Source organism: Rhizobium sp. R339, assembly GCF_002211395.1.
In the GTDB taxonomy this organism is placed as follows: Bacteria; Pseudomonadota; Alphaproteobacteria; order Rhizobiales; family Rhizobiaceae; genus Rhizobium.
Genome location: NZ_LOKV01000026.1, coordinates 247,284 through 269,723 on the forward strand (window position 1 = coordinate 247,284; position 22,440 = coordinate 269,723).

24 protein-coding genes, 1 other RNA gene and 1 pseudogene are annotated in these 22,440 nt (G+C 62.4%); 8 read left to right on the forward strand and 18 right to left on the reverse strand.

The features are described from left to right. Window positions 1-7: 7 nt before the first annotated feature. The 4 genes from ATY76_RS28125 to ATY76_RS28140 all read right to left on the reverse strand — a co-directional run bounded on the left by ATY76_RS28125 (window position 8) and on the right by ATY76_RS28140 (window position 3,866). A complete protein-coding gene (locus ATY76_RS28125) occupies window positions 8-346 on the reverse strand; it encodes a YciI family protein (protein WP_088677930.1) in 339 nt (112 codons plus the stop codon). Between the two features lie 241 nt (window positions 347-587). After that, on the reverse strand, window positions 588-776 hold the full coding sequence (locus ATY76_RS28130; protein ID WP_088677931.1) for a YegP family protein: 189 nt from the start codon (window positions 774-776) through the stop codon (window positions 588-590). 154 nt (window positions 777-930) lie between these two features. After that, window positions 931-1,923, reverse strand: a complete 993-nt coding sequence (locus ATY76_RS28135) for a tripartite tricarboxylate transporter substrate binding protein (RefSeq protein WP_088677932.1) — start codon at window positions 1,921-1,923, stop codon at window positions 931-933. A gap of 140 nt (window positions 1,924-2,063) precedes the next feature. Then, window positions 2,064-3,866, reverse strand: a complete 1,803-nt coding sequence (locus ATY76_RS28140; protein ID WP_088677933.1) for an ABC transporter transmembrane domain-containing protein — start codon at window positions 3,864-3,866, stop codon at window positions 2,064-2,066. 192 nt (window positions 3,867-4,058) lie between these two features. On the opposite strand from ATY76_RS28140, the gene rpmE reads away from it, so the two are divergent. Next, on the forward strand, window positions 4,059-4,280 hold the full coding sequence (rpmE, locus tag ATY76_RS28145) for a 50S ribosomal protein L31 (RefSeq protein ID WP_008533100.1): 222 nt from the start codon (window positions 4,059-4,061) through the stop codon (window positions 4,278-4,280). A 142-nt stretch (window positions 4,281-4,422) separates the two neighbouring features. Here the strand turns inward: rpmE and ATY76_RS28150 are convergent, their stop codons facing one another. The 3 genes from ATY76_RS28150 to ATY76_RS28160 form a co-directional block, all read right to left on the reverse strand. Beyond that, window positions 4,423-4,938 (reverse strand): DUF1465 family protein, encoded by a 516-nt coding sequence (locus ATY76_RS28150; protein ID WP_088677934.1) that lies wholly within the window; start codon window positions 4,936-4,938, stop codon window positions 4,423-4,425. Window positions 4,939-5,436: 498 nt separating this feature from the next. Next, window positions 5,437-5,628 (reverse strand): DUF1192 domain-containing protein, encoded by a 192-nt coding sequence (locus tag ATY76_RS28155; protein WP_088677935.1) that lies wholly within the window; start codon window positions 5,626-5,628, stop codon window positions 5,437-5,439. A gap of 82 nt (window positions 5,629-5,710) precedes the next feature. Next, complete coding sequence (locus ATY76_RS28160) at window positions 5,711-6,994, reverse strand: MFS transporter (protein WP_088677936.1); 1,284 nt, start codon at window positions 6,992-6,994, stop codon at window positions 5,711-5,713. Between the two features lie 173 nt (window positions 6,995-7,167). On the opposite strand from ATY76_RS28160, the gene ATY76_RS33860 reads away from it, so the two are divergent. Continuing rightward, entirely contained in the window at window positions 7,168-7,332 is a 165-nt protein-coding gene (locus ATY76_RS33860; RefSeq protein WP_088677937.1) for a hypothetical protein, read from the forward strand. A gap of 22 nt (window positions 7,333-7,354) precedes the next feature. On the opposite strand, the gene ATY76_RS28170 is transcribed toward ATY76_RS33860, so the two are convergent. Beyond that, window positions 7,355-8,278 carry a PhzF family phenazine biosynthesis protein gene (locus ATY76_RS28170; RefSeq protein WP_088677938.1) on the reverse strand — a complete coding sequence of 308 codons (924 nt, stop codon included), beginning with the start codon at window positions 8,276-8,278 and terminating at the stop codon, window positions 7,355-7,357. Window positions 8,279-8,443: 165 nt separating this feature from the next. Between ATY76_RS28170 and ATY76_RS34325 the strand changes: the two are divergent. Beyond that, window positions 8,444-8,595: pseudogene (locus ATY76_RS34325) on the forward strand (tRNA lysidine(34) synthetase TilS); the annotation flags it as partial. Between the two features lie 56 nt (window positions 8,596-8,651). On the opposite strand, the gene ATY76_RS28180 reads toward ATY76_RS34325, so the two are convergent. From ATY76_RS28180 to tkt, 7 genes are all read right to left on the reverse strand, one after another. Beyond that, window positions 8,652-9,674: a class I fructose-bisphosphate aldolase gene (locus ATY76_RS28180; RefSeq protein WP_088677939.1), complete on the reverse strand. Its 1,023-nt coding sequence runs from the start codon at window positions 9,672-9,674 to the stop codon at window positions 8,652-8,654. Between the two features lie 222 nt (window positions 9,675-9,896). Then, window positions 9,897-11,099: a phosphoglycerate kinase gene (locus tag ATY76_RS28185; protein ID WP_190233746.1), complete on the reverse strand. Its 1,203-nt coding sequence runs from the start codon at window positions 11,097-11,099 to the stop codon at window positions 9,897-9,899. 70 nt (window positions 11,100-11,169) lie between these two features. Further along, window positions 11,170-13,044: a potassium/proton antiporter gene (locus ATY76_RS28190; protein ID WP_088677941.1), complete on the reverse strand. Its 1,875-nt coding sequence runs from the start codon at window positions 13,042-13,044 to the stop codon at window positions 11,170-11,172. A gap of 378 nt (window positions 13,045-13,422) precedes the next feature. Further along, window positions 13,423-13,599, reverse strand: a complete 177-nt coding sequence (locus ATY76_RS33865; RefSeq protein ID WP_190233747.1) for a hypothetical protein — start codon at window positions 13,597-13,599, stop codon at window positions 13,423-13,425. Between the two features lie 131 nt (window positions 13,600-13,730). After that, entirely contained in the window at window positions 13,731-14,045 is a 315-nt protein-coding gene (locus ATY76_RS28195) for a hypothetical protein (protein ID WP_088677942.1), read from the reverse strand. Window positions 14,046-14,186: 141 nt separating this feature from the next. Further along, entirely contained in the window at window positions 14,187-15,197 is a 1,011-nt protein-coding gene (gap, locus tag ATY76_RS28200; protein ID WP_088678053.1) for a type I glyceraldehyde-3-phosphate dehydrogenase, read from the reverse strand. An 80-nt stretch (window positions 15,198-15,277) separates the two neighbouring features. Beyond that, on the reverse strand, window positions 15,278-17,251 hold the full coding sequence (gene tkt / locus ATY76_RS28205; RefSeq protein WP_088677943.1) for a transketolase: 1,974 nt from the start codon (window positions 17,249-17,251) through the stop codon (window positions 15,278-15,280). Between the two features lie 331 nt (window positions 17,252-17,582). Here tkt and ATY76_RS28210 point away from each other — a divergent pair, with 331 nt between their 5' ends. From ATY76_RS28210 to ssrS, 3 genes are all read left to right on the forward strand, one after another. Next, entirely contained in the window at window positions 17,583-17,858 is a 276-nt protein-coding gene (locus ATY76_RS28210) for a DUF4164 domain-containing protein (protein WP_088677944.1), read from the forward strand. A 125-nt stretch (window positions 17,859-17,983) separates the two neighbouring features. Beyond that, complete coding sequence (locus ATY76_RS28215; RefSeq protein ID WP_088677945.1) at window positions 17,984-18,361, forward strand: cell division protein ZapA; 378 nt, start codon at window positions 17,984-17,986, stop codon at window positions 18,359-18,361. A gap of 64 nt (window positions 18,362-18,425) precedes the next feature. Beyond that, window positions 18,426-18,584, forward strand: a non-coding RNA gene (gene ssrS, locus ATY76_RS28220) — 6S RNA. Between the two features lie 80 nt (window positions 18,585-18,664). Here the strand turns inward: ssrS and ATY76_RS28225 are convergent. The 3 genes from ATY76_RS28225 to ATY76_RS28235 form a co-directional block, all read right to left on the reverse strand. Continuing rightward, the gene (locus ATY76_RS28225; RefSeq protein WP_088677946.1) at window positions 18,665-19,648 is read right to left on the reverse strand and encodes an NAD(P)-dependent oxidoreductase; all 984 of its coding nucleotides are present in this window, start codon (window positions 19,646-19,648) and stop codon (window positions 18,665-18,667) included. Between the two features lie 98 nt (window positions 19,649-19,746). After that, window positions 19,747-20,283 carry a helix-turn-helix transcriptional regulator gene (locus tag ATY76_RS28230; protein WP_088677947.1) on the reverse strand — a complete coding sequence of 179 codons (537 nt, stop codon included), beginning with the start codon at window positions 20,281-20,283 and terminating at the stop codon, window positions 19,747-19,749. A 60-nt stretch (window positions 20,284-20,343) separates the two neighbouring features. Continuing rightward, window positions 20,344-20,676, reverse strand: a complete 333-nt coding sequence (locus tag ATY76_RS28235; protein WP_088677948.1) for a metalloregulator ArsR/SmtB family transcription factor — start codon at window positions 20,674-20,676, stop codon at window positions 20,344-20,346. 55 nt (window positions 20,677-20,731) lie between these two features. Between ATY76_RS28235 and ATY76_RS28240 the strand changes: the two genes are divergently transcribed. Beyond that, on the forward strand, window positions 20,732-21,214 hold the full coding sequence (locus ATY76_RS28240; RefSeq protein WP_088677949.1) for an SRPBCC domain-containing protein: 483 nt from the start codon (window positions 20,732-20,734) through the stop codon (window positions 21,212-21,214). A gap of 104 nt (window positions 21,215-21,318) precedes the next feature. Next, a complete protein-coding gene (gnd, locus tag ATY76_RS28245; protein WP_088677950.1) occupies window positions 21,319-22,350 on the forward strand; it encodes a phosphogluconate dehydrogenase (NAD(+)-dependent, decarboxylating) in 1,032 nt (343 codons plus the stop codon). Window positions 22,351-22,440 lie beyond the last annotated feature (90 nt).

The following is a 22,440-nucleotide window of genomic DNA, read 5'->3' on the forward strand; positions in this document are numbered from 1 at the left end:
TGCCGCCTCACATCTGCAGGCGCGGCCGTATCTCGACCGAACCCTTGTCGGAGATCGGAACGCGTATCGCCCATTCGAGCGCCGTATCCATGTCGGGGACCTCGATCAGATAGAAGCCGCCGAGCTGTTCCTTGCCTTCCGGATAGGGGCCGTCCTGAACGTCGTGGTTTTCGCCTTTGCGGCGTATGATCGTGCCGGTTTCAGGGGCTGTCAGTCCGGCGCCACCGGTCATGATCCCTGCTTGAGCCAGTGCTTTGCTGTAGGCAACCCAGCCGTCGCGATAGACGGGGTCGCTGCGTCGCGCGAAATCCTCGGCGGCTTCGCGAATGATGAGAGCATATTGCATGGGAAACTCCTGATCTCGTTGGTGGCGTTGATCCAGGCAGCGGTGACGCCCGGCGGAGCGGCTCAGCCGTTCCGAGACAATGAGGCGCGGCCAACGGTCATTTCGACATGGCTTTCAAAAAAATCTGCAAAAAGAGAAATGGCGCGCAATTCATAAGCAAACAGGCCGGGCTGGAAAGCTCCGGCGCTGCTCATGGGCGCGGAAGGGCAGAGCGGCGCTCACGCCGCTGCTGCCGCCTTGATCAGGCTTCGGCCTTGGTCGTATCGACGATATCGGCGCCGGGCGAGTTCTTCTTGATGGATTCGATGGCGTTCAGGGCGGATGCCTTCGCCTTGTAGCCTTCGGAACTGAACATGGTCTCGCCGTTCGATGCCTTGAAGCGGAAACGGAATTCGCCTGATTTATCCTTGTAGACTTCGAATTTATACATTGATGTCTCCCAAAACGCTGAATTCCAACCATCAGCTTGGCGGAGGCTAGACCAAAATGGTGAGCTTTTCCACTACCTTAATTAGAAATGGATTGCATGGCGTCCAATTGCCGCCGCTTCGATTGGACGCAAGCGAAGGAGAGGGGTGCCGGCATCACTCCATCTGGATGTTCGCGCCCTTGACGACCGGTCCCCATTTGGCGAGTTCGGCCTTCACATGGGCGGCGAGCTCTTCCGGCGTCGAGCCGACGATGGTGGCGCTGAATTCCTTCATGCGTTCGGCAACGGCAGGATCCTTGAGCGCCTTGTTGGCCGAGGCATTGAGGCGCGTCACCACCTCGCTCGGTGTGTTGGCCGGGGCAAAAAGCGCGTTCCAGGTATAGGTTTCATAGCCGGGTATGCCGGATTCGGCGATCGTGGGCACATCAGGGAAGGAGGGCGCGCGCGCCGCGGTGGTTACCGCCAGCGCCCGCAGCGTGCCGGCCTTGATGTGGCTGGAGGAGGAGGGCAGGTTGTCGAACATGATCGGCACCTGGTTGCCGATGACGTCGTTCAGCGCCGGGCCGGCTCCCTTATAGGGGATATGCTGCATGCTGACGCCGGCCATGCTCTTGAAGAGTTCGCCGGACAGATGCAGCGGCGTGCCGTTGCCCGAGGAGGCATAGCTGTACTTGTCGGGTTCGGCCTTCAGCAGCGCCACCAACTCCTGCACGGTCTTTGCCGGCAGTTCCGGATTGACGACCAGCACGTTCGGCACGACGACGAGCAGCGAGACTGGCGCGAAATCCTTTTCCGGGTCGTAGGGCGTCGATTTCAGGATCAACGGGTTGAGGGCGTGGGTCGCGACCGTGCCCATCAGAATGGTGTAACCGTCCGGGTCGGCGCGGGCGACGTTGCCGGCGCCGAGATTGCCGCCGGCGCCGGCAACGTTCTGCACGATCACCTGCTGGCCGAGATCCTCCGACATCTTCTGCGCGACGATGCGGGCGACGACGTCGGTCGAGCCGCCGGCCGCGAAGGGCACGACCATGGTGATCGCATGATCGGGAAAATCAGCGGCGACGGAAACCGTGCCGAGACCGAGTGTAGCGGTCAGGCCGAGAGCGAGCGCAAGGCCCATGCGTCGCGTGATATCGGAAAGCGCCATTCCTATCTCCTCCCAGGAATTTCAACAGCAATATCCCCACCCGGGGCATGAAGAGGGTAGGGCAGGAGGCGCGAAAGGCAACCGCGGCAAGGGTGCGGCGGCATGAAACTTTAGTCGCTGACGGCGGGAGCCTGTGCCGGCTATTTCGCGGCGGCGAGCACATCCTCGTGGGCGGCATCGAATTGAAGCCGGGCCAGCCGCGCATAGATGCCGCCGTGGCGGATCAGGCTCTGATGCGTGCCTTCCTCGGCGATGCGGCCCTGGTCCATGACGAGGATGCGGTCGGCCTTCAGCACGGTTGCCAGCCGGTGAGCGATGACGAGCGTCGTGCGGCCGTCTACCAGGCCGTCGAGTGCCTTCTGCACCAGCGTCTCGCTTTCGGCGTCGAGCGCGGAAGTCGCCTCGTCGAGCAGCAGCACGGGCGCATTCTTCAGGATGGCGCGGGCGATGGCGATGCGCTGGCGCTGGCCGCCGGAGAGCGTCACGCCGCGCTCGCCGACTTCGGTCTCGTAACCGCGGTCCAGCCGTGCGATGAATTCGTCGGCCTGGGCGGCCATGGCTGCGGCGCGGACCTCGTCACGGGAGGCGCCGGGGCGGCCGAAGGCGATGTTGTCGTGGATCGAGGCGGCGAAGATGGTGACGTCCTGCGGCACGATGGCGATGCGCTGGCGCAGGTCGTCAGGTGTCGTCAGCCGCGCGTCGACGCCGTCGATCTTCACGCTGCCCTGCTGCGGATCGTAGAAGCGCAGCAGCAGCGAGAAGACGGTGCTCTTGCCGGCGCCGGACGGGCCGACGATGGCGACCGTCTCGCCCGGCGCAATTGCGAAGCTCAAGCCGTGGAGCGCCGATCTGTCGGGGCGGGAGGGATAGGCGAAATGCACGCCTGCGAATTCGACGTGGCCGCGGCCGGGCGAAGGAAGGGCCTCCGGGTTGGCGGGTGCGGCGATCGGCGAGACTTCATCGAGAAGCTCGGTCAGCCGGTCGGCCGCCCCTGCCGCCTGGGAGAGCTCGCCCCAGACTTCCGACAGCGCGCCGAGCGAACCGGCCGATATGACGGCATAAAGCAGGAACTGGCCGAGCGTGCCGGCCGAGAGCGTGCCGGCAAGCACGCTGTGGGCGCCGACCCAGAGCACGGCGACGACGCTGCCGAAGATCAGCGTGATGGCGATGCCGGTCAGCAGCGCGCGGGAGCGGATGGCGGCGCGGGCGGCGTCATAGGCGGATTCGACGGCGGTGCCGTAGCGGACCTCGGCGGCGTGCTCGCCGTTGAAGGCTTGGACGGTGCGGGTCGCGGCGACCGTCTCATTGGCGAAGGCCGACGCTTCGGCAAGCGTATCTTGGGCGGCGCGGGACCGTTTGCGCACCGAACGGCCGAAGGCGACGAGCGGAAAGACGATCAGCGGGATCGCCCCGATGACGAGGCTCGAAAGCTTCGGCGAGGTGACGATCATCATGCCCATGGCGCCGAGACAGAGGATGAGGTTCCTGAGCGCCACCGAGGCGGTGGCGCCGACGGCGGATTTGATCTGCGTCGTATCGGCGGTCAGCCTTGAGACGATTTCGCCGGACTGGTTGACGTCGAAGAAGGAGGGCGACAGCCGCGTCACATGGGCAAAGACATCGCGGCGGAGATCGGCGACGATGCGCTCGCCGATGGTGATGACGAAATAGTAGCGCAGCGCGCTTGCGACCGCGAGCACGATGGCCATGACCATCAGCATGCCGAAGTAGCTGTTGATGAAGCGACCGTCGGAGTGGGTGAAGCCGTGATCGATCATGCGGCGCACGGCAAGCGGCAGTGCCAGCGAAGTGATGGCGGCAAGCGCCAGCGAAATCAGCGCGCCCGTCACCAGGCCGCGATAACGCATGACATAAGGCGTCAGCCTGCCGAGCGGCCGCAGCGACCGCCTTTTGTTTTCCTCACCCCGTGCCTGTTCTGCCAAATCGTCTCCGTTCGCCCGCAGGACCAGCGTTATGCGGCCTGTTGGCTCTTGTTATCGCGGCGTCCTTCATGTATAGGCACCGCATCCTAATGGGAAGCCGTAGCCATCCGACTGCGGCTTCATTTATTCAAACGGTTCGTTGGCCGCAACTGCATGCGGCAAAATGAACTCCGGTATCGCAGGAAGATTGTTATGAAGGCAGGCATCCATCCCGACTATCACGTGATCAAGGTAGTCATGACCGATGGCACCGAATACGAAACCCGCTCGACCTGGGGTTCGGAAGGCGCTGTCATGAACCTCGAAATCGATTCCAAGTCGCATCCGGCCTGGACCGGCGGCAACCAGCAGCTCATGGACCGCGGCGGCCGCGTCTCCAAGTTCAACAAGCGCTTCGGCGGCCTCGGCCTCTAATCGCTTCTGCCCGACGGAATTTGAAAAGAGCCCGGTTCTGCCGGGCTTTTTTGCGTTTGGGGATGCCGGCTCTCATCGGCAAATAAAAAACCGGCTGCGCGAAGGCGCAGCCGGTTTCGTCTGGAATTCTATGAGCTCGGGATCAGTTGTTGCCGAAGGCCGTCTGCAGCAGGGAAAGCTGGGCCTGGACACTGTTCTGATTGTCCGGAACGATCACGGCTTCGGACGGGCGGTAGATTTCGCGATCGAGCAGGGCGATGCGGTTCTGCAGGCGCAGCGAGCGCTCGACGAGATCGCGGAAGGATTCCGGCAGGTCGCCCCAACCGGGCGCGGCGCGATCGACGTTGAAGCCGTCGAGGCGAACCTTGTTCTTCTCGGCCAGCACCTGGTCGCGAGACATTTCGCCGTTGTTGACGGCGCGCTGCAGCAGCAGCCAGGAGGCCATCTGCATCAGGCGGGTGGTAAGGCGCATCGATTCCGCGGCGTAGAGGACGGAGGCCATGCGCGGCAGAACCTTGGAGGCTGCGCGGCCCTGGCCGTCGAGATAGGCGGCGGTTTCTTCAACCAGCGACATGCCTTCCGCATAGAGTGCCTTGAACTGCGAAGATGCAGCGGCGCGGCCTGCAAAACTGATCGTGTTCACTCCAACTTCCGACATCGCAATAGTCCCTGTTGCACGCAGCTACTTATGGTCAGGTAACGCCGGCGCCATGGGAAAAGTTTCCGGGCCGGTCTTTATGTCTTTAAGAATGGTATCATTAGCGCAATTGCGCAAGCCGTTTCTTAAGAAAGGGTTAATCTCCACAGTTTCGTGGAAAGCAGCCGGCCATAGCAAAAAGAAGAGCCGCAAAAGCGGCTCTCAAGGTAAAACAGGGAGAAAAATCAGACCAATTCACCGCTTGGAAAACTGTCTGAGAATCCAGAGAAAATCTGGACGAGTACAGTAATATCTTAGAAAGCTTAATAATTTATTAACATTGTGCCGAAGTAAGACTTGAGGCCCGCTCATTTTTGTTATCCAGCCCATTGTTTTTTCAATGGGTTTCGGCGGGCCAGGCGGATCGCGATCCTTAAGAATCGCTCAGGCCCGCGCCTCAGGTCGATCGTTGCAGGATGCCGCAGCCGGCAAAATCGCCACGCGCATTTGCCGGCAGGCTCAGGAGCGGAAGAAGCTTTCCGCCGCCTGCCGGCCGGAAGCCTTGCGGGCGGCCTCGGCTTCGAGCCGGGCGATCTCCGTCTTCAACAATTCCACCCGCGCCTTCAGTTCGTCCACCGAAAGCAGGGAGAGATCGGCGCCGATCTCATGGGCGGCTTTCTTTTGCGGCCGGTCGTCATCGATGAAGCTCATGGTTCCTCCTCCGTTGTGAAGTTCGGCGATATGGATTCCGAATTTAGGCCGGTCCAGCCTGAATTCATCCGTATCGGTTGTTTTATCCGAACTTTACAGCAGGATCGCCGCTTTCGGGAGACTTGCTGCCGGTGCCGCGGTCGGCCAGCGACATGCTTTGCGGTGTCAGCATCGGCGCGGTGCCGGTCGGAATCGTCGTGTAGGCGTCACGGTCGCTCGCCGGCACAGCGGCGCGGATGCGGCTTCTGATGATGGCGTAAACGGTGATCAGCAAGTGGGCGATGGCGGTGACGAGGAAGAGCGCATGCGGGCTGATTACCGACATGACCGGGCCGCCGATCGTCGGGCCGATCACCGTGCCGACGCCGTAGAGCAGCAGCAGGCCGCCGGAGACCTTGACGAAGTCCTCTGCCGCCGCGAAGTCGTTCGCATGGGCGACGGCGATCGGATAGAGCGTGTTCGCCACCGCGCCGTAGAGAACGACGAGCCCGATCAGCAGGACGGCGGACGTCGGATGGAGCAGGAAGATCAGCAGGCCGGCCAGCGCCGCGATCGCCGACATGGCGGCGAGCACGTAGCGCCGGTCGATCCGGTCGGAAAGGCGGCCGGCCGGCAGCTGCATCACGGCGCCGGCGAAGATGGTGGCGCTCATCATCACTGCGATGCTGGTGTCTGAAAGGCCGGCGCCTGCGCCGAAGACGGCGCCGAGCGTGCCGTAGGCGCCATTGGCGATGCCGACGAGCAGGATGCCGAGGCAGGAGACCGGCGAGTTGCGATAGAGCGCCGGTAGGTCGAGGCGCACCGCCTTCAACGGCTGCGGCGAAGCGGCGGTCGACAGCGTCGTCGGCAGCATGGCGATGCAATAGAAGATGCCGCAGATCATGAAGAGCACTGGCGTGCGCACGTCTTCGAGTGGGATCATCATCTGGCCGCCGACGACGCCGATCAGCGTGATGCCGATATAAAGCGAGAAGATCGCGCCGCGGCTCTCGTTGCTGGCACGCTCGTTCAGCCAGCTTTCGATGATCATCGAGGTGCCGGCGGTGGAGAAGCCGGTCACGGCACGCAGAACCACCCACCAGAACGGATCGATGATGATGCCGCTGACCAGCGCGATGATGGCGATGATCGAGATGAAGCCGGAGAAGGCTCTGACATGGCCGACGCGGCGCACCAGTTTCGGCGCCACCAGGCAGCCGATGACGAAGCCCCCTGCCCATGACGTGCCGAGCAGGCCGAGCGTCGTCGTCGCGTAGCCCTCGATATTGCCGCGCACCGGAAGCAGGATGCCCTGCAGACCGTTGCCCATGAAAAGGAAGAGCGTGCCAAAGAGCAGCGCGGCGACGGACAGCAGGTTTCTCTTCATTTCCCCGACTCAGGTCTTAAGCGATTTGACAAGACATAAGGCAAGAGCAGCGTCAGCCTAGCCTCAAGATGATTGATTGTGCCCCGGAATGCCGTTACGGCGTGTAGCGGTCCTCTTGTTCGCGCGGAAAAATGTCTGTCCTGTGGCATTCCGAAAAACGGAAAAAATAAAGCATGACAAAGCTGATAGCCTTGCTGCTCATCCTTGCCATGGCGATACAGGTGATTAAGCCGATCGGGCTTCCGGGCTTCAGGCGCCGGATGGATTTCTGGAAGATCGCGCTGATCGCCTTCGGCATATGGTCGGTAGCACTGCTGTCGCGCGATTTCCTGATGTAGGCCCGAGCTGAGCTCGGCCGTGTCAGTCTCGCAGGGTGATTTCTCCGCGCATCACGGAAACGCAGCCTCCCGAAATGACGACATCGGTGACGATGCCGCCGGACTTGGTGACATCCAGCGCGATGATGCTGCGGCGGCCCATCTCGACGCCCTGTTCGATGGTGATGCGGACCTGCATGTCAGTCTGCGGCGCAACCGAGACGAGGTAGGCGCCAAGGGCTGCAGACGCGCTGCCTGTCGCCGGGTCCTCGGGCACGTTGTCGAGCGGCGCGAACATGCGGGCACGAATGGTCCAGGGATCCTCGGGCGTCCTGACATAGACGAAAAGCGAGAAGTCGTGGCCGCTGGTCGTCTGGCGGCCGGCCGCCGCCTGGAAGCCGGCGAGGTTCGGGCGGGCTGCGGCGAGCGTCTCCAGTCCATTCAGCTCGGCGACGGCGAAGTTGAGCCCAACGGAGGCAAAGACCGGGGCGTGCGTGGTCGTGACGACGGCGACGGGGTCGAGCGAGATGCAGCCTGCGATGGTCTCCCTTGCGATGGCGTCGCCGATCGTCAGCGGCTGCGGCGCGCGGATGGCAGTGGCCGTAACCCTTCCGCCGCTGCGCTCCAGGCTGATCTCGACGATGCCGGCCTTTTCTTCGAAGCGCAGTGTATCGCCGACCGCTTTGCCGAAGAGCTCAGCCCGCTGGCCGAGCACGTAGGCGGTACCGACATTTGGATGGCCGGCGAAGGGTATTTCCATCGTCGGGGTGAAGATGCGCACGCGGGCGGAATTCTCAGGGTCATCAGGCGGCAGGACGAAGGTGACTTCGGAATAGTTGAATTCCGTGGCGATCTTCTGCATCGCCGCGTCGGTCAGACCGCGCGCATCTGATATGACGGCAAGCGGATTGCCCTCGAAGCGCTGCGAGGTGAAGGCATCCACGGTGACGTAAGAGATGGTATCCATTGCGGCTCCTCTTGCTGGGGCCGTTATGAGTAAGCACGGTTTTTTAGGGAATGAAGCGGTTTCTTGTCGCCGTGACAATGAGAGGGTGAGCGTCTTACACGCTAGACCGATTTCCTAGGCCATTCCCCGGCGGTGAGTTCGGATGGAGAGGAGAGCCTCTCTCCTACCTCCCTCATTCCTGTGCCTGTCACAGGAATCCAGCCACGGCGCGTCGGCGCCGTGAATGAATCAATACATAAGGGGAAGGAGTCTATCGCGCCCAAGGACTTGGCGCACTGGATTCCTGTGACGAGCACAGGAATGAGGGAGGCGAGGGGTCAGCAGGAGCCGCAGCTTGTGGTTGCCGCCCCCGCCCGAATCCCAAGTCCAAAAATCAAGCCGCCTGTTCCAGGTCCTTTTTCCAGTTGCCGGTGGCGGCGAGGCTGTTCATCTCGGCACGGTGGGTGAATTCGCGCTGGCCGGCGGCGACGTTCTCCTGCTTGCCGTTCCAGGCCTTGAGCGCGCTGTCCTGCAGGGCGCGGCCGTAGGAGAAGGTGACGAGCCAGGGCAGGTCATGGCCGTTGATCGCGGAGAGGTGGGCGGTCGCTTCTTCCGTGGTCTGGCCGCCGGAGAGGAAAGCGATCCCGGGAACGGCGGACGGAACCGTGCGCTTCAGCACCTGGACGGTGCGCTCGGCTACCTCGGCGACGGAGGCCTTGCGGGCGTTCTTGCCGTCGATGACCATGTTCGGCTTCAGGATCATGCCTTCGAGGCTGACGCGGGCTTCGGCCAGTTCTTCGAAAACGATGCGCAGCGTGGATTCGGTGACTTCGGCGCAGCGGTCGATATTATGATCGCCCGGCTTGCCGTCCATCAGGCATTCCGGCTCGACGATCGGAACGATTTTGGCTTCCTGGCAGAGAGCCGCATAGCGGGCGAGCGCCTGAGCGTTGGCGCGGACCGAACCGCGGGTCGGCAGCGACGAGGAGATGGCGATGACGCCGCGCCACTTGGCGAAGCGGGCGCCGGCTTCATAATATTTGGCAAGGCGTTCGCCGAGGCCGTCGAGGCCTTCGGTGATGGTTTCGCCGGGGAATTTGGCCATCGGCTTGGCGCCGGTATCGACCTTGATGCCCGGAATGCTGCCTGCAGCGCGGATGATGTCGACGAAGGGCGTGCCATCGGCGGCCTTCTGGAAAAGCGTCTCTTCGAAAAGGATAACGCCGGAGATATATTTCTTCATCGCCTCATCGGAGCGGAAGAGCATCTCGCGGTAGTCGCGGCGGCTCGTTTCGGTCGATTCGAGGTTGATCGTGTCGAAACGCTTTTTGATGGTGGAGGTCGATTCATCGGCCGCAAGCAGTCCCCGGCCGCCCGCAACCATCTGCACTGCAATGTCTTCCAGTCGTTCGCTCATCTCGTTCTCTCCACAGCGTTAAACATCGGCGGTTTAAGAATATAGGACGGCGATAACAGAAGTTTATAGTGAGGAAAATGGAAGGCTAAGTCATTGAAACGATTGAAATCAATTCAATCGTTTGAAAAATGGGATTTTTTTCAACCCTTGAGCAAAAGACCGCGGAAGCCGGTTGGCCACCGCGGTCTATCCACATGTAAACCCTGTCAAATCTGATTTCTGTTACCTTGCGGCGTTAAGGACGGCGACGCCGGGAAGCTCCTTGCCTTCCATCCATTCCAGGAAAGCGCCGCCGGCGGTCGAGACATAGCTGAACTCGTCGGCGACGCCGGCATGGTTCAGCGCCGAGACGGTGTCGCCGCCGCCTGCAACGGAGGTGAGCTTGCCGGCGACGGTGCGCTCGGCGGCGTATTTCGCAGCCGCGACCGTCGCAGCATCGAAGGGCTCGATTTCGAAGGCGCCGAGCGGACCGTTCCAGACGAGCGTCGCGGCGCGTTCGATCCAGGCATTGATCGCCTGGACGGATTTCGGGCCGACGTCGAGCACCATGGCATCGGCGGGAATGGCGTTGATATCGACCGTCTCGTTGGCCGCACCCGCCTTGAATTCGCGGGCGACCACACCGTCTTCCGGCAGGATGATGGCGCAGCCTGCAGTCGCGGCCTCGATCATGATCTGCTTGGCGGTCTCGGCGAGATCATGTTCGCAGAGCGACTTGCCGACATTGGTGCCGCGAGCGGCGATGAAGGTGTTGGCCATGCCGCCGCCGATGACGAGGGCATCGACCTTCTTCACGAGGTTCATCAGGAGGTCGATCTTCGTCGAAACCTTGGCGCCGCCGACGATGGCGACGACGGGGCGGGCGGGATTGCCGAGGCCGCTTTCCAGCGCTTCCAGCTCGGCCTGCATGGTGCGGCCGGCATGGGCCGGCAGATGATGGGCGAGGCCTTCGGTGGAAGCATGGGCGCGGTGGGCGGCGGAGAAGGCGTCGTTGACGTAGATATCGCCGTTGGCGGCAAGCGCCTTGATGAAATCGGGATCGTTCTTTTCCTCGCCCTTGTGGAAGCGGGTGTTTTCCATCAGCAGGATATCGCCGTCATTCATCGCGGCGACGGCGGCGGCGGCGGCCTCGCCGATGCAGTCGGAGGCGGTCAGCACGGCATGATCGAGCACTTCCTCGACCGAAGGGGCGATCAGCGACAGCGACAGATCAGCCGACGGGCCATCCTTCGGCCGGCCGAAATGGGCAAGCAGGATCACCTTGGCGCCCTTATCCGATAGTTCGAGGATCGTCGGCGCCACGCGCTCGATGCGTGTCGTATCGGTGACCTTGCCGTCCTTGACGGGAACGTTGAGGTCGACGCGGACGAGAACGCGCTTGCCGCTGATATCGGAAAGATCGTCGAGGGTCTTGAATGAAGGCATGGGGAAGATCCAGTCTTGGTTGGCGGAAGTCGCGCAGACCATAGCAAGGATCATTCGAGACGCAAGGCGTTCAACGGCCGTTTTCGCGTGTGGCTTCCTCGCGTCCGGCCGATGCTTTCGGCGCGTTTTCGGAGGCCGCGGCTTCGCGGTTCCGGCGTCCCTTCAGCCGGTCGCGGATGCGCTGGATGATGTCCTTGAGATTGATGAAGATCGGCAGGGTGATCGCCGGTTCGACCGCCTCGAGCGACATGCCGACCGAGGTAATGTGATCGTGTTCGTCGAGATCGCGGACGATGAGGATGATCGAGCCGAGACGGACGCGATCGGCATAATCGGCCTTGCCGCCGAGGCGCTGGCGCATCAGTTCGGCGATCGTCAGGCCCCTTTCGGATTCGTTGAGCAGGCCGGGACCGTAAGCCGCATCGAGATCGGCGGCGGGGCGGGCGGGCGAGAGCGCGAAGGCGCCGAAGAATTCGGCATCGTCCTCATCGACCGGCGCGCGGCTGGCGAAGAGCCGGTCGAGCAGGCGGGAATAGCTCGGCACGATGAAGAGATAGACGAGATCGTTCTCGCGCAGCCGCCCGGCATATTGGTAGCGCATCGACTTGCCGTCGCGGATGACGAGCGAGGGTGTGGCCCAGCGCGGAATGCGCTCGCCGCGCAGCACCGGGCTGTCCTTGATGACGCGGTAGGAAAGCAGTTCGTGGTTGGCAGCACCCGGCAGATCGACCTCGACCTTGTCGACGGCGCCGATGCGCGGGGGAATGATCAGGCCGAGTTTCTTGGCGACCGGTTTGATCGTCCAGCCCTGGACGAGCAGGGAAACCAGCACGATGATGAAGGCGGTGTTGAAATAGATCTGACCATTTTCCAGCCCGCCGAGGATCGGCATGATGGCAAGCAGGATGGAGACGGCGCCGCGCAGACCGACCCAGGCGACGAAACCGATTTCCTGCTGCGTGTAATCGAATGGAAGCAGCGACAGCCAGATCGCCAGCGGCCGGGCGACGAAGATCAGGAAGAGGGCAAGCAGGATCGCCGGCACGATGATGACGGGGAATTGCGACGGCGTGGCGAGCAGGCCGAGCACCAGGAACATGATGATCTGCGCCAGCCAGGTCATGCCGTCCTGGAAGCGTTTGATGGTGCCGATCGCCTGCATCTTGCGATTTCCGGCATAGATGCCGGCGACATAGACGGCGAGGAAGCCGCTGCCCCCGACCGTGCCGGCAAAGGAGAAGACGAGCAGGGCGAGCGCCAGCACGAAGATCGGCGTCAGGCCGCGATCGGTATCGAGCTTGCTGACGATCAGCACGATCATCATGCCGCCGAGCAGGCCGAGAATGACGCCGAGCCCCATTTGCTGCACGAACATGGCGAGCATGCCGATATTGATGCCGTGGTAACGCTCGCCGCTCGCCAGCACTTCGACGAGGGCGATGGTGAGGAAGATCGCCATCGGGTCGTTGGTGCCGGATTCGACTTCGAGCGTCGAGCGCACCTTATCACGGATGTTGATGCCGCCGATGCGCAGCAGGAAGAAGACGGCGGCGGCATCCGTCGAGGCGACGATCGAGCCGAGCAGCAGGCCTTCGAGCCAGGTGAAGTTCAGCAGCCACATGGCGGCGACGGCAAAGAGCGAAGCGGTGATCAGCACGCCGACCGAGGCGAGCGTGAGGGAGGGCACGGCCGCCAGCCGGAAGGCCTGCATCGGCGTGCCGAAGCCGGAATCGAACAGGATGACGGCCAGCGCGATGGAGCCGAGGATATAGGCCAGATAATTGTTGCTGAATTCGATGCCGAGGCCGTCGACGCCGGCGGCAAGGCCGATCATCAGGAAGAGCAGCAGCAGCGGGGCGCCGAAGCGGAAAGCGAGCAGGCTCGAAAAAGCAGCAAGAAGCACGAGCGCCGTCGCGACCAGCACCACGATATAGAACGCTTCCATGCCCACCCCTTTCCATCGACTGCTTCGCGGATACGGCCACCCCCGGCCGATCTGTCTATTCCAACCCTCCACCACGCGCGTCGATGCGTCAGTAAACGGCAAAACGGCACAGAAGGGTAGGCCTTGCGGCTTAACCTCGTCTCGTGCTGCATCATGCTGCTGAACGGCTGCCGGACGGCCACCGACACGGAAATGCTACGGGAGAAACTCTCTACAAAGAATGTATAAGAAAATCAGGCAAGAGCAGGGCGAAAGACGGGAAGAGCGATTTTTCCTGCCGGTATCTCGATGCGGCGACAGGATAAGGCACGCTCCTGTGTTATTCGCCTTGTCCGATGACGGGGGAAGGGAGTGCGACCGCGGATTGGACGAGTGCTATCACAACACTGCCTGGAGTATGATGACGGCGAGAAACGCAAGACCGATGAACGCGGCAACCCGGATGACCAGACGATCAGCCTTTGCCAGCACGGCAGGTCTGACGTCGCGCTTCGGGTGAAACCGCTGCCGCCGCTTGAGAGTGGTGTGGGAGGAGCGTTTTTGCGCCTCTGCCATTATCGCCTCCACTGGATCATTGCAGCGTCAATCTATCACGCTTGGCCAGCGGATTGCCAACCGTGATTCCATCCTTGCGGCCGGCCCTTCGGAGCAACTTTTCAAAACCGGAGGACGCTGCGGATCGGTAGTCAGACTTCGGTATCCTCGCCATCGTCGGTCAGGTCCTCGACCGGAACCAGGAAAACGACGAATTCGTCGTCGATGGTCCTTTGCGGATCATCGTCGAATTCGTAGGCGTGCTCGACTTCGCTGGCTTCCTCGGCGGTCGCCTTGCGCAGGCTCAGCGCCGCCTTGCGGTCCCACAGAGGCTTGCCTTCCGATTCCAGGATGGTCAGGTCGTCGCGAAAGTCTTCCGCCTCGAAGAAATGCGTCGCTTCTTCATGGTTTTTCGAGCGAAAGCTGGCAATGGCGCGGCCGGCGATCTCAACGGTAAAGTAGTCCATCCATCTCTCCATATCTTCCCCGGCCGGCGATGCGGTTCAGGGCTTCGTTCACCATAGCAGGTTTCGCAATCGATCCGGCGTGGTGCCTATAACAAAACGGCCCGGTTTCCCGGGCCGCATGCAATCTGTCGTTCGTCAGGCTCAGATGAGCTTGGCAAAGGCAACGGCCGTGTCCGACATGCGGCTGGAGAAGCCCCACTCGTTATCGTACCAGGACAGAATGCGCACGAAGTTGCCTTCCATGACCTTCGTCTGATCGGTCGCGAAGATCGAGGAATGGCTGTCGTGGTTGAAGTCGCGGGAGACGAGCGGCTCGTCGGTGTAGCCGAGGATGCCCTTCAGCTTGCCGTTGGAGGCGGCCTTGATGGCTTCGTTGATTTCGCCGACCGTGGTCGCCTTCTTGGAGACGAACTTGAAGTCGACGACCGAAACGTTCGGGGTCGGAACGCGGATCGAGGTGCCATCGAGCTTGCCCTTGAGGTGCGGCAGCACGAGGCCGACGGCCTTGGCGGCGCCCGTCGAGGTCGGGATCATGGAAAGGGCGGCGGCGCGGGCGCGATACAGGTCCTTGTGCATCGTGTCGAGCGTCGGCTGGTCGCCGGTGTAGGAGTGGATGGTCGTCATGAAGCCGTGGTCGATGCCGACGGCGTCGTCGAGAACCTTCACCACCGGCACCAGGCAGTTGGTGGTGCAGGAGGCATTGGAGATGACCATGTGCTCCTTGGTGAGCTGGTCGTGGTTGACGCCGAAGACGACGGTCAGGTCGGCGCCGTCGGCGGGGGCCGAGACGATGACGCGCTTGGCGCCGGCAGTCAGATGGGCGGCGGCCTTGTCGCGGGCGGTGAAGATGCCGGTGCATTCCATCGCGATGTCGACGCCGAGTTCGCGGTGCGGAAGCGTCGCCGGATCCTTGATCGCCGTGACCTTGATCGGCTTGCCGTTGCCGACGGTGATCGTGTCACCTTCGACCTTCACGGTTGCCGGGAACTTGCCGTGGATCGAGTCGTAGCGCAGCAGATGGGCGTTGGTCTCGACCGGGCCGAGGTCGTTGATGGCGACGACTTCGATGTCGGTGCGGCCGGATTCGACGATAGCGCGGAGGACGTTACGGCCGATGCGGCCGAAACCATTGATGGCAACCTTGACTGTCATGTTCATTCACTCCCGATGAATAGGGCCCGATAGAGAGGGCCTGGAATTGAGGAGATGGAGAGCGCCTCAAGGCGCTCTCCTTAAAGCTTTGCTTCCGCGGCCGCAACGACGGCGTCGGCGGTGATGCCGAAATGCTTGTAGACGTCCTTGACCGGACCGGAAGCGCCGAAGCCCTTCATGCCGATGAAAGTGCCTTCCGGACCGATGAAGGCATCCCAGCCTTCGCGGACGGCGGCTTCGACGGCGATCTTGACCGGCGAGTTGCCGAGCACTTGCTTGCGATAAGCGTCCGGCTGCTCGAAGAACAGTTCCGTGCAGGGAACCGATACGACGCGTACCGTCACGCCCTTGGCTTCCAGGGCTGCGCGGGCGGCAACGGCGATTTCGACTTCCGAGCCGGAAGCGAAGATCGTCACCTTGGCGTCGGCATTGCCGGCGAGCGTGTAAGCGCCCTGTTCGCACAGGTTCTTTTCGCTGTATTCGGTGCGGGCCGGGCTGAGGTTCTGGCGCGTCAGGGCAAGGCCAGACGGACGGTTCTGCGTCTTGACGGCGATCTGCCAGCATTCGGCCGTTTCCGTGGCGTCGGCCGGACGGAAGACCAGCAGGTTCGGGATGGCGCGCAGGCCGGCGAGCTGTTCGACCGGCTGGTGCGTCGGGCCGTCTTCGCCGACGCCGATCGAGTCATGCGTCAGGACGTGGATGACCCGAATGCCCATCAGTGCTGCGAGGCGGATCGGCGGGCGGCAATAATCCGAGAAGATCAGGAAGCCGCCGCTATAGGGAATGAGGCCGCCATGCAGCGCGATACCGTTCATGGCCGAGGCCATGCCGTGCTCGCGAATGCCCCAATGCACGTAACGGCCGGCGAAATCCGTCGGCGTGATCGAGTGCATCTGGCTGGTCTTGGTGTTGTTCGACGGCGTCAGGTCGGCGGAACCGCCGAGCGTTTCCGGCAGGAAGCCGTTGATGACCTCGAGCGCGTCTTCCGAAGCCTTGCGGGTGGCAACAGTCGGCTTGGTCTCGGCGAGCTTCTTCTTATATGCGCTGATCGCGGCATCGAAGCCTTCCGGCAGTTCGCCTGCCATGCGGCGGGAGAATTCCGCCTTGGCAGGCGACTTGGAAAGAGTTTCTTCCCATGCCTTGACGACATTGTCGCAGCGGGTGCCGGCGACGCGCCATGCATCGAGAACGTCGGAGGGGATGACGAAGGGCTCGTAATCCCAGTTCAGCGCCTTGCGGGTGGCGGCGATTTCCTCGGCGCCGAGCGGGCTGCCGTGAACCTTGTGGCTGCCGGCCTTGTTCGGAGCGCCGAAGCCGATGACGGTCTTGCAGGCGATGAAGGTCGGGCGGTCGGACTTGTGGGCGGCTTCGATCGCATCGGCGATGGCGGCCTGGTCGTGACCGTCGATCTCGATCGTGTTCCAGTGGACGGCCTTGAAGCGGGCGATCTGGTCGGTCGAATCCGACAGCGAAACCGCGCCGTCGATGGTGATCGAGTTATTGTCCCAGAAGAGGATCAGCTTGTTCAGCTTCAGGTGGCCGGCAAGCGCGATCGCCTCATGGCTGATGCCTTCCATCAGGCAGCCGTCGCCATTGATGACATAGGTATAGTGGTCCTGCAGGTCCGCACCGAACTCCTCGCGCAGCTTGCGCTCGGCAATCGCCATGCCGACGGCGTTGGCGATGCCCTGGCCGAGCGGGCCAGTCGTGGTTTCGATGCCGGTCGCATGGCCGTATTCCGGGTGGCCGGCGGTCTTGGAGCCGATCTGGCGGAACTGCTTCAGATCCTCGACCGTCATATCGGGATAGCCGGTCAAGTAGAGCAGCGAATAGAGCAGCATCGAGCCGTGGCCGGCGGAGAGCACGAAGCGGTCACGGTTCGGCCAGTGCGGCTTCTTCGGATCGAACTTCAGATATTTGGTGAACAGGACCGTTGCCACGTCAGCCATGCCCATCGGCATGCCCGGGTGGCCGGAATTCGCCTTTTCGACGGCGTCCATGGCGAGAAAACGGATCGCATTCGCCATCCGGTCGTGTTGTTCGGGAGAGGTCATGGCTTTTCCGCAAGCTCCGGGTGTCGGGGGATGGTCTCGAGCCTCCAAGACCATCGAGTGAAAGCGGGTGAGACATACCAGTTAAGACGGGCGAGTCAATAAATGGCAGGCCAAATCCAGGCAGGCTGCGGCATTTTTTGACATTTGATCGCGCGATTGAACAAATGACAAAACGCCTGTGGCGGCTATCGCGAAATCGCTCATCCACAAGTAGGCCGGCCGGCGTATGACGGGATTGATTGACGGGCCGTCGGCTAGCTGCATATCCTCTTTGAAATTATAGGGTCGGCGCCGAGGGTCGATTCGCGGGTCCTGCACGGAAGCGGAAGGCATGACGCCCACAGGCAAAACCATGGAAGCAGCGCTCAACGAGCTGAAGCAGGCGATTTCCAGCCTCGAAAACGCCGTCGACATGCGCGTCGAGCGGGAGCGGGATCAGGGCGAGATCGAAGGCGAGGTTCGCCGCGTACATGCCGACCGCTCGCGGCTGGCGCAGGAGCTCGACCAGGCCGAATTCCGCGCCAACCGGCTGGAAGAGGTCAATCGCGAGGTGTCGCGGCGGCTGGTGACGGCCATGGAAACGATCCGCGCGGTTCTGGATCGCTAGAACAGGATGATCTTAGGCCAAGTTGGCCTAAAATCTGAATCCTGTTCCAAATTGACGAGTTAGAGCATGATGCCGAAAACCGCTCACACTTTTCGGCATCATGCTCTGAAAGAAGAGAATTTAGCATGGCGCAGGTGACGGTAACGATCGACGGCAAGGCCTATCGCATGGCCTGCGAGGAAGGGCAGGAGGACCACCTGACCGATCTCGCCACCCGCTTCGACAGCTATGTCGGCCATCTCAAGAGCCAGTTCGGCGAAATCGGCGATCTCAGGATCACCGTCATGGCCGGCATCATGATCATGGACGAGATCTCCGAGCTGACGCGGCGCATCGCCGGGCTGGAATCCGAGCTGGAGTCGCTGCGTAGCAACCGCGACACCGTGCTTGCCGCGACCGCTCGCACCGAGGAAAACCTCGCGGCGGCGCTGAGCGAAGTTTCGAGCCGCATCCGCGGCATCACCGACAAGCTGAACGGCCGCCCAGCACCGGAACTCAATTGAATTAAATAAAAACGGCCCGCCGTCGCCACTGGCGCGCCGGCGCAAACGACCTTATATATCGCGATGCGGTCTGCGCCTCTCGACAGGAACCACAATCCCTGGGGCCATACTCGATCCAAAGGGAGCTGTCCCTGGCCAGGCCCGTGGGCCTGGACACACGGTGCCCACCTACGTTTGTAGGCACCCAGGATCGTAAACATCCATCGGTTGCCGTGGATCGCGCTTTCCCTTCCTATCGGCGAAGAGACGCGGCGATCCGCTTTCGGCAGGATCGTCACGATGCGTTGAAGCCGCAATCCAATCCTAATTCACCGGGTAAGGCGCTTCGGCGAAGACCTCGTCGTGGTAACCCTTGGAGCCGACATCGCCCGCCAGGGGGCTGCGCCATTCCCTGCCGTCGCGCAGGCAATCGAGCAGGAAGGGGAAATCATATCGCGGTTGCCAGCCGAGTTCTCGCCTGGCGCGCTCGTTGACATAGACGCGGTCGAGCGCCGGGAACATTTTCCAGCCGCGTTCGGCATAAAGGGCGCCTGCACCAGGAAAGAGCCGCTCGACGACGGCAGGCGCGTCTCGCCTGAGCTCAGTGAGGTCCTCGTATGAAAACGGCGTCGTGGCGGAGATGATGTAGCGGCCGAAGCCGATTGCCGGCGCCTTCTCGAGCGCCAGCAGATGGGCGGCGACCACGTCGCTGATATCGACGCGGCGATGAAGCAGTTCATTGGCCTGGGCATTTTCCGCCGAGTATCGATTGCGAATGTCGGGATCGTCGTCGTTTTCGGGGAAGAAGCGCGAGGTCCTGAGGATGACGACAGGCAGGCCGGACTTGCGGGCAAAGAGCTCCGAGAGACCTTCGGCGGCGAGCTTGGTCACGCCGTAGATGTTCCTTGCAATGGGAAGCACATCCTCGGTCACCCATGCCGCGGGTTCGCCGGCTGCCGGCGTCAATGCCGCGCCGAAAGCGCTGGTGGTGCTGGTGAAGACGAAGCTTGCAACACCCGCCGCGGCCGCCCCTTCGAGCAGGTTCAGCGTGCCGGCGACATTGGTGTCGAGGAAATCGTGGTTCTCGTGCGTCGCCACATGCGGCTTGTGCAGCGTCGCGGCGTGGATGACGTGGCTGACGCCAGACATGGCCTGCCTGACGAAAGCGCGGTCGCCGATCGAGCCGACCATATCGGTGAAAGCCGAGGGCTTGATGTCGATGCCGCGCGCCCACCGGCTTTCAGCCCTCAGGGTGCGCATCAGCGCCTCGCCCAGATGGCCGGCACTTCCCGTTACCAATATCGTCATCGCCTCGCCTCCAGAGCGGTTTCGCGGCGGACGCTATAAAGGCCAGCGTTTTCGAACAACGCATAAATTATGCATGGGGATGCAGGAAAGCTGCAGGCTCAGCCGATGGTTGTCACAAGCCGGCCGGCGCTGCCGTCGGAAAGCATGATCCGCTCCCAGGTCACGCGACCGGCGGCGATCGGCAGCAGTTCATTGTCGTTGGCGCCGGTTTCGAGCGTCAGCGACAGGAGGGTGCCCTCATGCCAGCCGCGCTCCTCCAGCGACTGTTCGGCTGCGGCGATTTCGGCAGAGGCGTAGGAGAAAAGCGAACGGCCGAGAAAGGCGGCGAGCGGTGCGCGCCATTCCGCCTGCCGCGGGCGGGAGGCCGACAGCAGCCGGTGGGTGACGTCGCAGATCAGATGCACCGGCCGGACGGAATCCTCGACCAGCCGCTTCAGCGCCGCATCGGCCGCGGCATGTCGCGGCGAGGCGAAAATTCGCTCCAGCCTGACGGCCTGTTCGGGCGAGAGGGCGAGCTGATCGCGCTCCCAGCGTGAAACGGTCGCCTGGTTTACGCCGAGGAGTTCGGCGAGATGCTGCTGCTTCATACTGCGCAGCAGCCGCATGCGGCGTATGCCTGCTCCTGATATCGTCATCCCGCACTCCAGCTTTTTGCCAGCATAAGATTACAGTGAACCGCGCGGCAAGCCGGCCCGTTATTCCGGCTGGCCTTCGAGGTCACCTCTCAGCCGGTCGAGGATCGAGAGGGCATGGCCGGCATAGGCGCTGATCCAGCGGTCGTAGATGTGCTTGATCGGCAGGCTGTTCAGGTGGTTCCAGCGTTCGCGGCCCTCTTTTTTGGCAATAACCAGATCGGCCTCCTCCAGGACCTTCAGGTGTTGCATCACCGTGCAGCGGTCCATTCCGGGAAACATTTCGCAAAGCGTTCCTGTAGTGCGCGGGCCATCCTTGAGCAGGTCGAGGATTTCGCGGCGGCGATGATGCGCCAGCGCCTTGAAAACCGGGTCGTCTTTCGATTCGCTTGACATGTTATATTTTTATAACATAATGGCGTGAGGAGCAATGGAGAAGAGGAGAAGTACCATGTCTCTCGGAATCCGCGTTTCCGGCCGCATCGGCCGCCCCGTCGCAGACGTGTTCGACGCCGTCGTCAATCCGCAGAAGCTCAGCAGCTATTTCACCACCATCGGCGGGGCGAGCGCGCCGCTCGTTCAGGGCACCACGGTGACCTGGTGGAAGGATGCGCCGGTTGAGGTCGTCGAGCTCGTGCCCGACAGTCGCATCGTGCTGCGCTGGGACGGCGGCACCGGTGAGGATAAGGCGAAGTACAAGACGCAGGTGGAGATGAACTTCAAGCCGCTGGAGGATGGCGGAACGCTGGTAACGATCGCCGAGAACGGCTGGCGCGAGGACGAGGCCGGCCGGCGCGGCACCTATCTCAACTGCGAAGGCTGGACGCAGATGCTCTGCTCGATGAAGGCCTTCGTCGAATACGGCATCAATCTGCGCGAGGGCATGTACCTCAGCGAGATGAAAGGCGAACCGGCCAGTGCGCCGGATGTCTGACGAACCGTTAGGCTTGAAGGCGGCGCCAGACTTCGCTTGCCTGTCACACTGCGGGTGCTAATTTCCGGAGTCGATACTTCATCTCGGTTTCCAGGAGATTCATTATGCAGCTTGGTATGGTTGGTTTGGGCCGCATGGGCAATTACATGGTCCAGCGGCTGATGCGGGGCGGTCACGAATGCGTCGTTTATGACGCCAGGCCCGAAAGCGTTGCCGAGCTGGCGGGCATGGGCGCGACCGGCAGCGCCTCTCTGGAGGAATTCGTCTCGAAGCTGAGCCATCCGCGCGCCATATGGCTGATGCTGCCGGCGGCGATTGTCGACAAGGTGCTGGCGAGCCTGGTGCCGCTGCTGCAGAACGGCGATATCGTCATCGACGGCGGCAATTCCTATTATCACGACGATATCCGCCGCGGCGCCGAACTCATCACCAAGGGGATCCATTATGTCGACGTCGGCACCAGCGGCGGCGTCTTCGGCCTCGAACGCGGCTATTGCCTGATGATCGGCGGGGAGAAGGGCATCGTCCAGCACCTTTCGCCGATCTTCGCGACGCTCGCGCCCGGCGCCGGCAAGACGGAAGCCTCGCCGAACCGCAGCGCCGAAGCGGCTGCGGCGAGCACCGCCGAGCAGGGCTACCTGCATTGCGGCCCGCATGGCGCCGGCCACTTCGTCAAGATGGTGCATAACGGCATCGAATACGGCCTGATGGCGGCCTATGCGGAAGGCCTCAATATCCTGAAACATGCCAATATCGGCGCTGCCTCGCATGAGGCCGATGCGGAGACCGCGCCGCTCGCGCATCCCGAACATTTCCAATACGACTTCAATCTGCAGGACGTTGCCGAAGTCTGGCGGCGCGGCAGCGTCATCACCTCCTGGCTGCTCGATCTCACCGCCGATGCGCTGCATGCCGATCCGGCGCTGGCGAAATATGCGGGCCGGGTCTCCGACAGCGGCGAAGGCCGCTGGACGATCATGGCGGCGATCGACGAAAGCGTGCCGACGCCGGTGCTGAGTGCGGCGCTCTACGGCCGCTTCTCCTCGCGCGACAACGACGAATTCGCCAACAAGGTTCTGTCGGCGATGCGCGCGGGCTTCGGCGGCCACGTGGAGAAGCCGGCTCCGAAATCCTGATTGCTCGGTTTTCACCGCCCGACGAAGCCGTCATCCTGAAACAGTGGACGTATGCCTGGTTTCGGGGCGGCGGCGACATCGGCCTTTCCT

Excerpts from the sequence above, each read along its gene's own strand:
- ATY76_RS33865 (WP_190233747.1), bottom strand. The coding sequence starts at position 13,599 with ATGGCAGAGGCGCAAAAACGCTCCTCCCACACCACTCTCAAGCGGCGG.
- rpmE (WP_008533100.1), top strand. The coding sequence starts at position 4,059 with ATGAAGGCAGGCATCCATCCCGACTATCACGTGATCAAGGTAGTCATG.
- gap (WP_088678053.1), bottom strand. The coding sequence starts at position 15,197 with ATGACAGTCAAGGTTGCCATCAATGGTTTCGGCCGCATCGGCCGTAAC.
- ATY76_RS28195 (WP_088677942.1), bottom strand. The coding sequence starts at position 14,045 with ATGGACTACTTTACCGTTGAGATCGCCGGCCGCGCCATTGCCAGCTTT.
- ATY76_RS28230 (WP_088677947.1), bottom strand. The coding sequence starts at position 20,283 with ATGACGATATCAGGAGCAGGCATACGCCGCATGCGGCTGCTGCGCAGT.
- gnd (WP_088677950.1), top strand. The coding sequence starts at position 21,319 with ATGCAGCTTGGTATGGTTGGTTTGGGCCGCATGGGCAATTACATGGTC.
- tkt (WP_088677943.1), bottom strand. The coding sequence starts at position 17,251 with ATGACCTCTCCCGAACAACACGACCGGATGGCGAATGCGATCCGTTTT.
- ATY76_RS28180 (WP_088677939.1), bottom strand. The coding sequence starts at position 9,674 with ATGAGCGAACGACTGGAAGACATTGCAGTGCAGATGGTTGCGGGCGGC.
- ATY76_RS28240 (WP_088677949.1), top strand. The coding sequence starts at position 20,732 with ATGTCTCTCGGAATCCGCGTTTCCGGCCGCATCGGCCGCCCCGTCGCA.
- ATY76_RS28160 (WP_088677936.1), bottom strand. The coding sequence starts at position 6,994 with ATGAAGAGAAACCTGCTGTCCGTCGCCGCGCTGCTCTTTGGCACGCTC.
- ATY76_RS28170 (WP_088677938.1), bottom strand. The coding sequence starts at position 8,278 with ATGGATACCATCTCTTACGTCACCGTGGATGCCTTCACCTCGCAGCGC.
- ATY76_RS28125 (WP_088677930.1), bottom strand. The coding sequence starts at position 346 with ATGCAATATGCTCTCATCATTCGCGAAGCCGCCGAGGATTTCGCGCGA.
- ATY76_RS28130 (WP_088677931.1), bottom strand. The coding sequence starts at position 776 with ATGTATAAATTCGAAGTCTACAAGGATAAATCAGGCGAATTCCGTTTC.
- ATY76_RS28155 (WP_088677935.1), bottom strand. The coding sequence starts at position 5,628 with ATGAGCTTCATCGATGACGACCGGCCGCAAAAGAAAGCCGCCCATGAG.
- ATY76_RS28185 (WP_190233746.1), bottom strand. The coding sequence starts at position 11,099 with ATGCCTTCATTCAAGACCCTCGACGATCTTTCCGATATCAGCGGCAAG.
- ATY76_RS28190 (WP_088677941.1), bottom strand. The coding sequence starts at position 13,044 with ATGGAAGCGTTCTATATCGTGGTGCTGGTCGCGACGGCGCTCGTGCTT.
- ATY76_RS28210 (WP_088677944.1), top strand. The coding sequence starts at position 17,583 with ATGACGCCCACAGGCAAAACCATGGAAGCAGCGCTCAACGAGCTGAAG.
- ATY76_RS28150 (WP_088677934.1), bottom strand. The coding sequence starts at position 4,938 with ATGTCGGAAGTTGGAGTGAACACGATCAGTTTTGCAGGCCGCGCCGCT.
- ATY76_RS28225 (WP_088677946.1), bottom strand. The coding sequence starts at position 19,648 with ATGACGATATTGGTAACGGGAAGTGCCGGCCATCTGGGCGAGGCGCTG.
- ATY76_RS33860 (WP_088677937.1), top strand. The coding sequence starts at position 7,168 with ATGACAAAGCTGATAGCCTTGCTGCTCATCCTTGCCATGGCGATACAG.
- ATY76_RS28135 (WP_088677932.1), bottom strand. The coding sequence starts at position 1,923 with ATGGCGCTTTCCGATATCACGCGACGCATGGGCCTTGCGCTCGCTCTC.
- ATY76_RS28215 (WP_088677945.1), top strand. The coding sequence starts at position 17,984 with ATGGCGCAGGTGACGGTAACGATCGACGGCAAGGCCTATCGCATGGCC.
- ATY76_RS28235 (WP_088677948.1), bottom strand. The coding sequence starts at position 20,676 with ATGTCAAGCGAATCGAAAGACGACCCGGTTTTCAAGGCGCTGGCGCAT.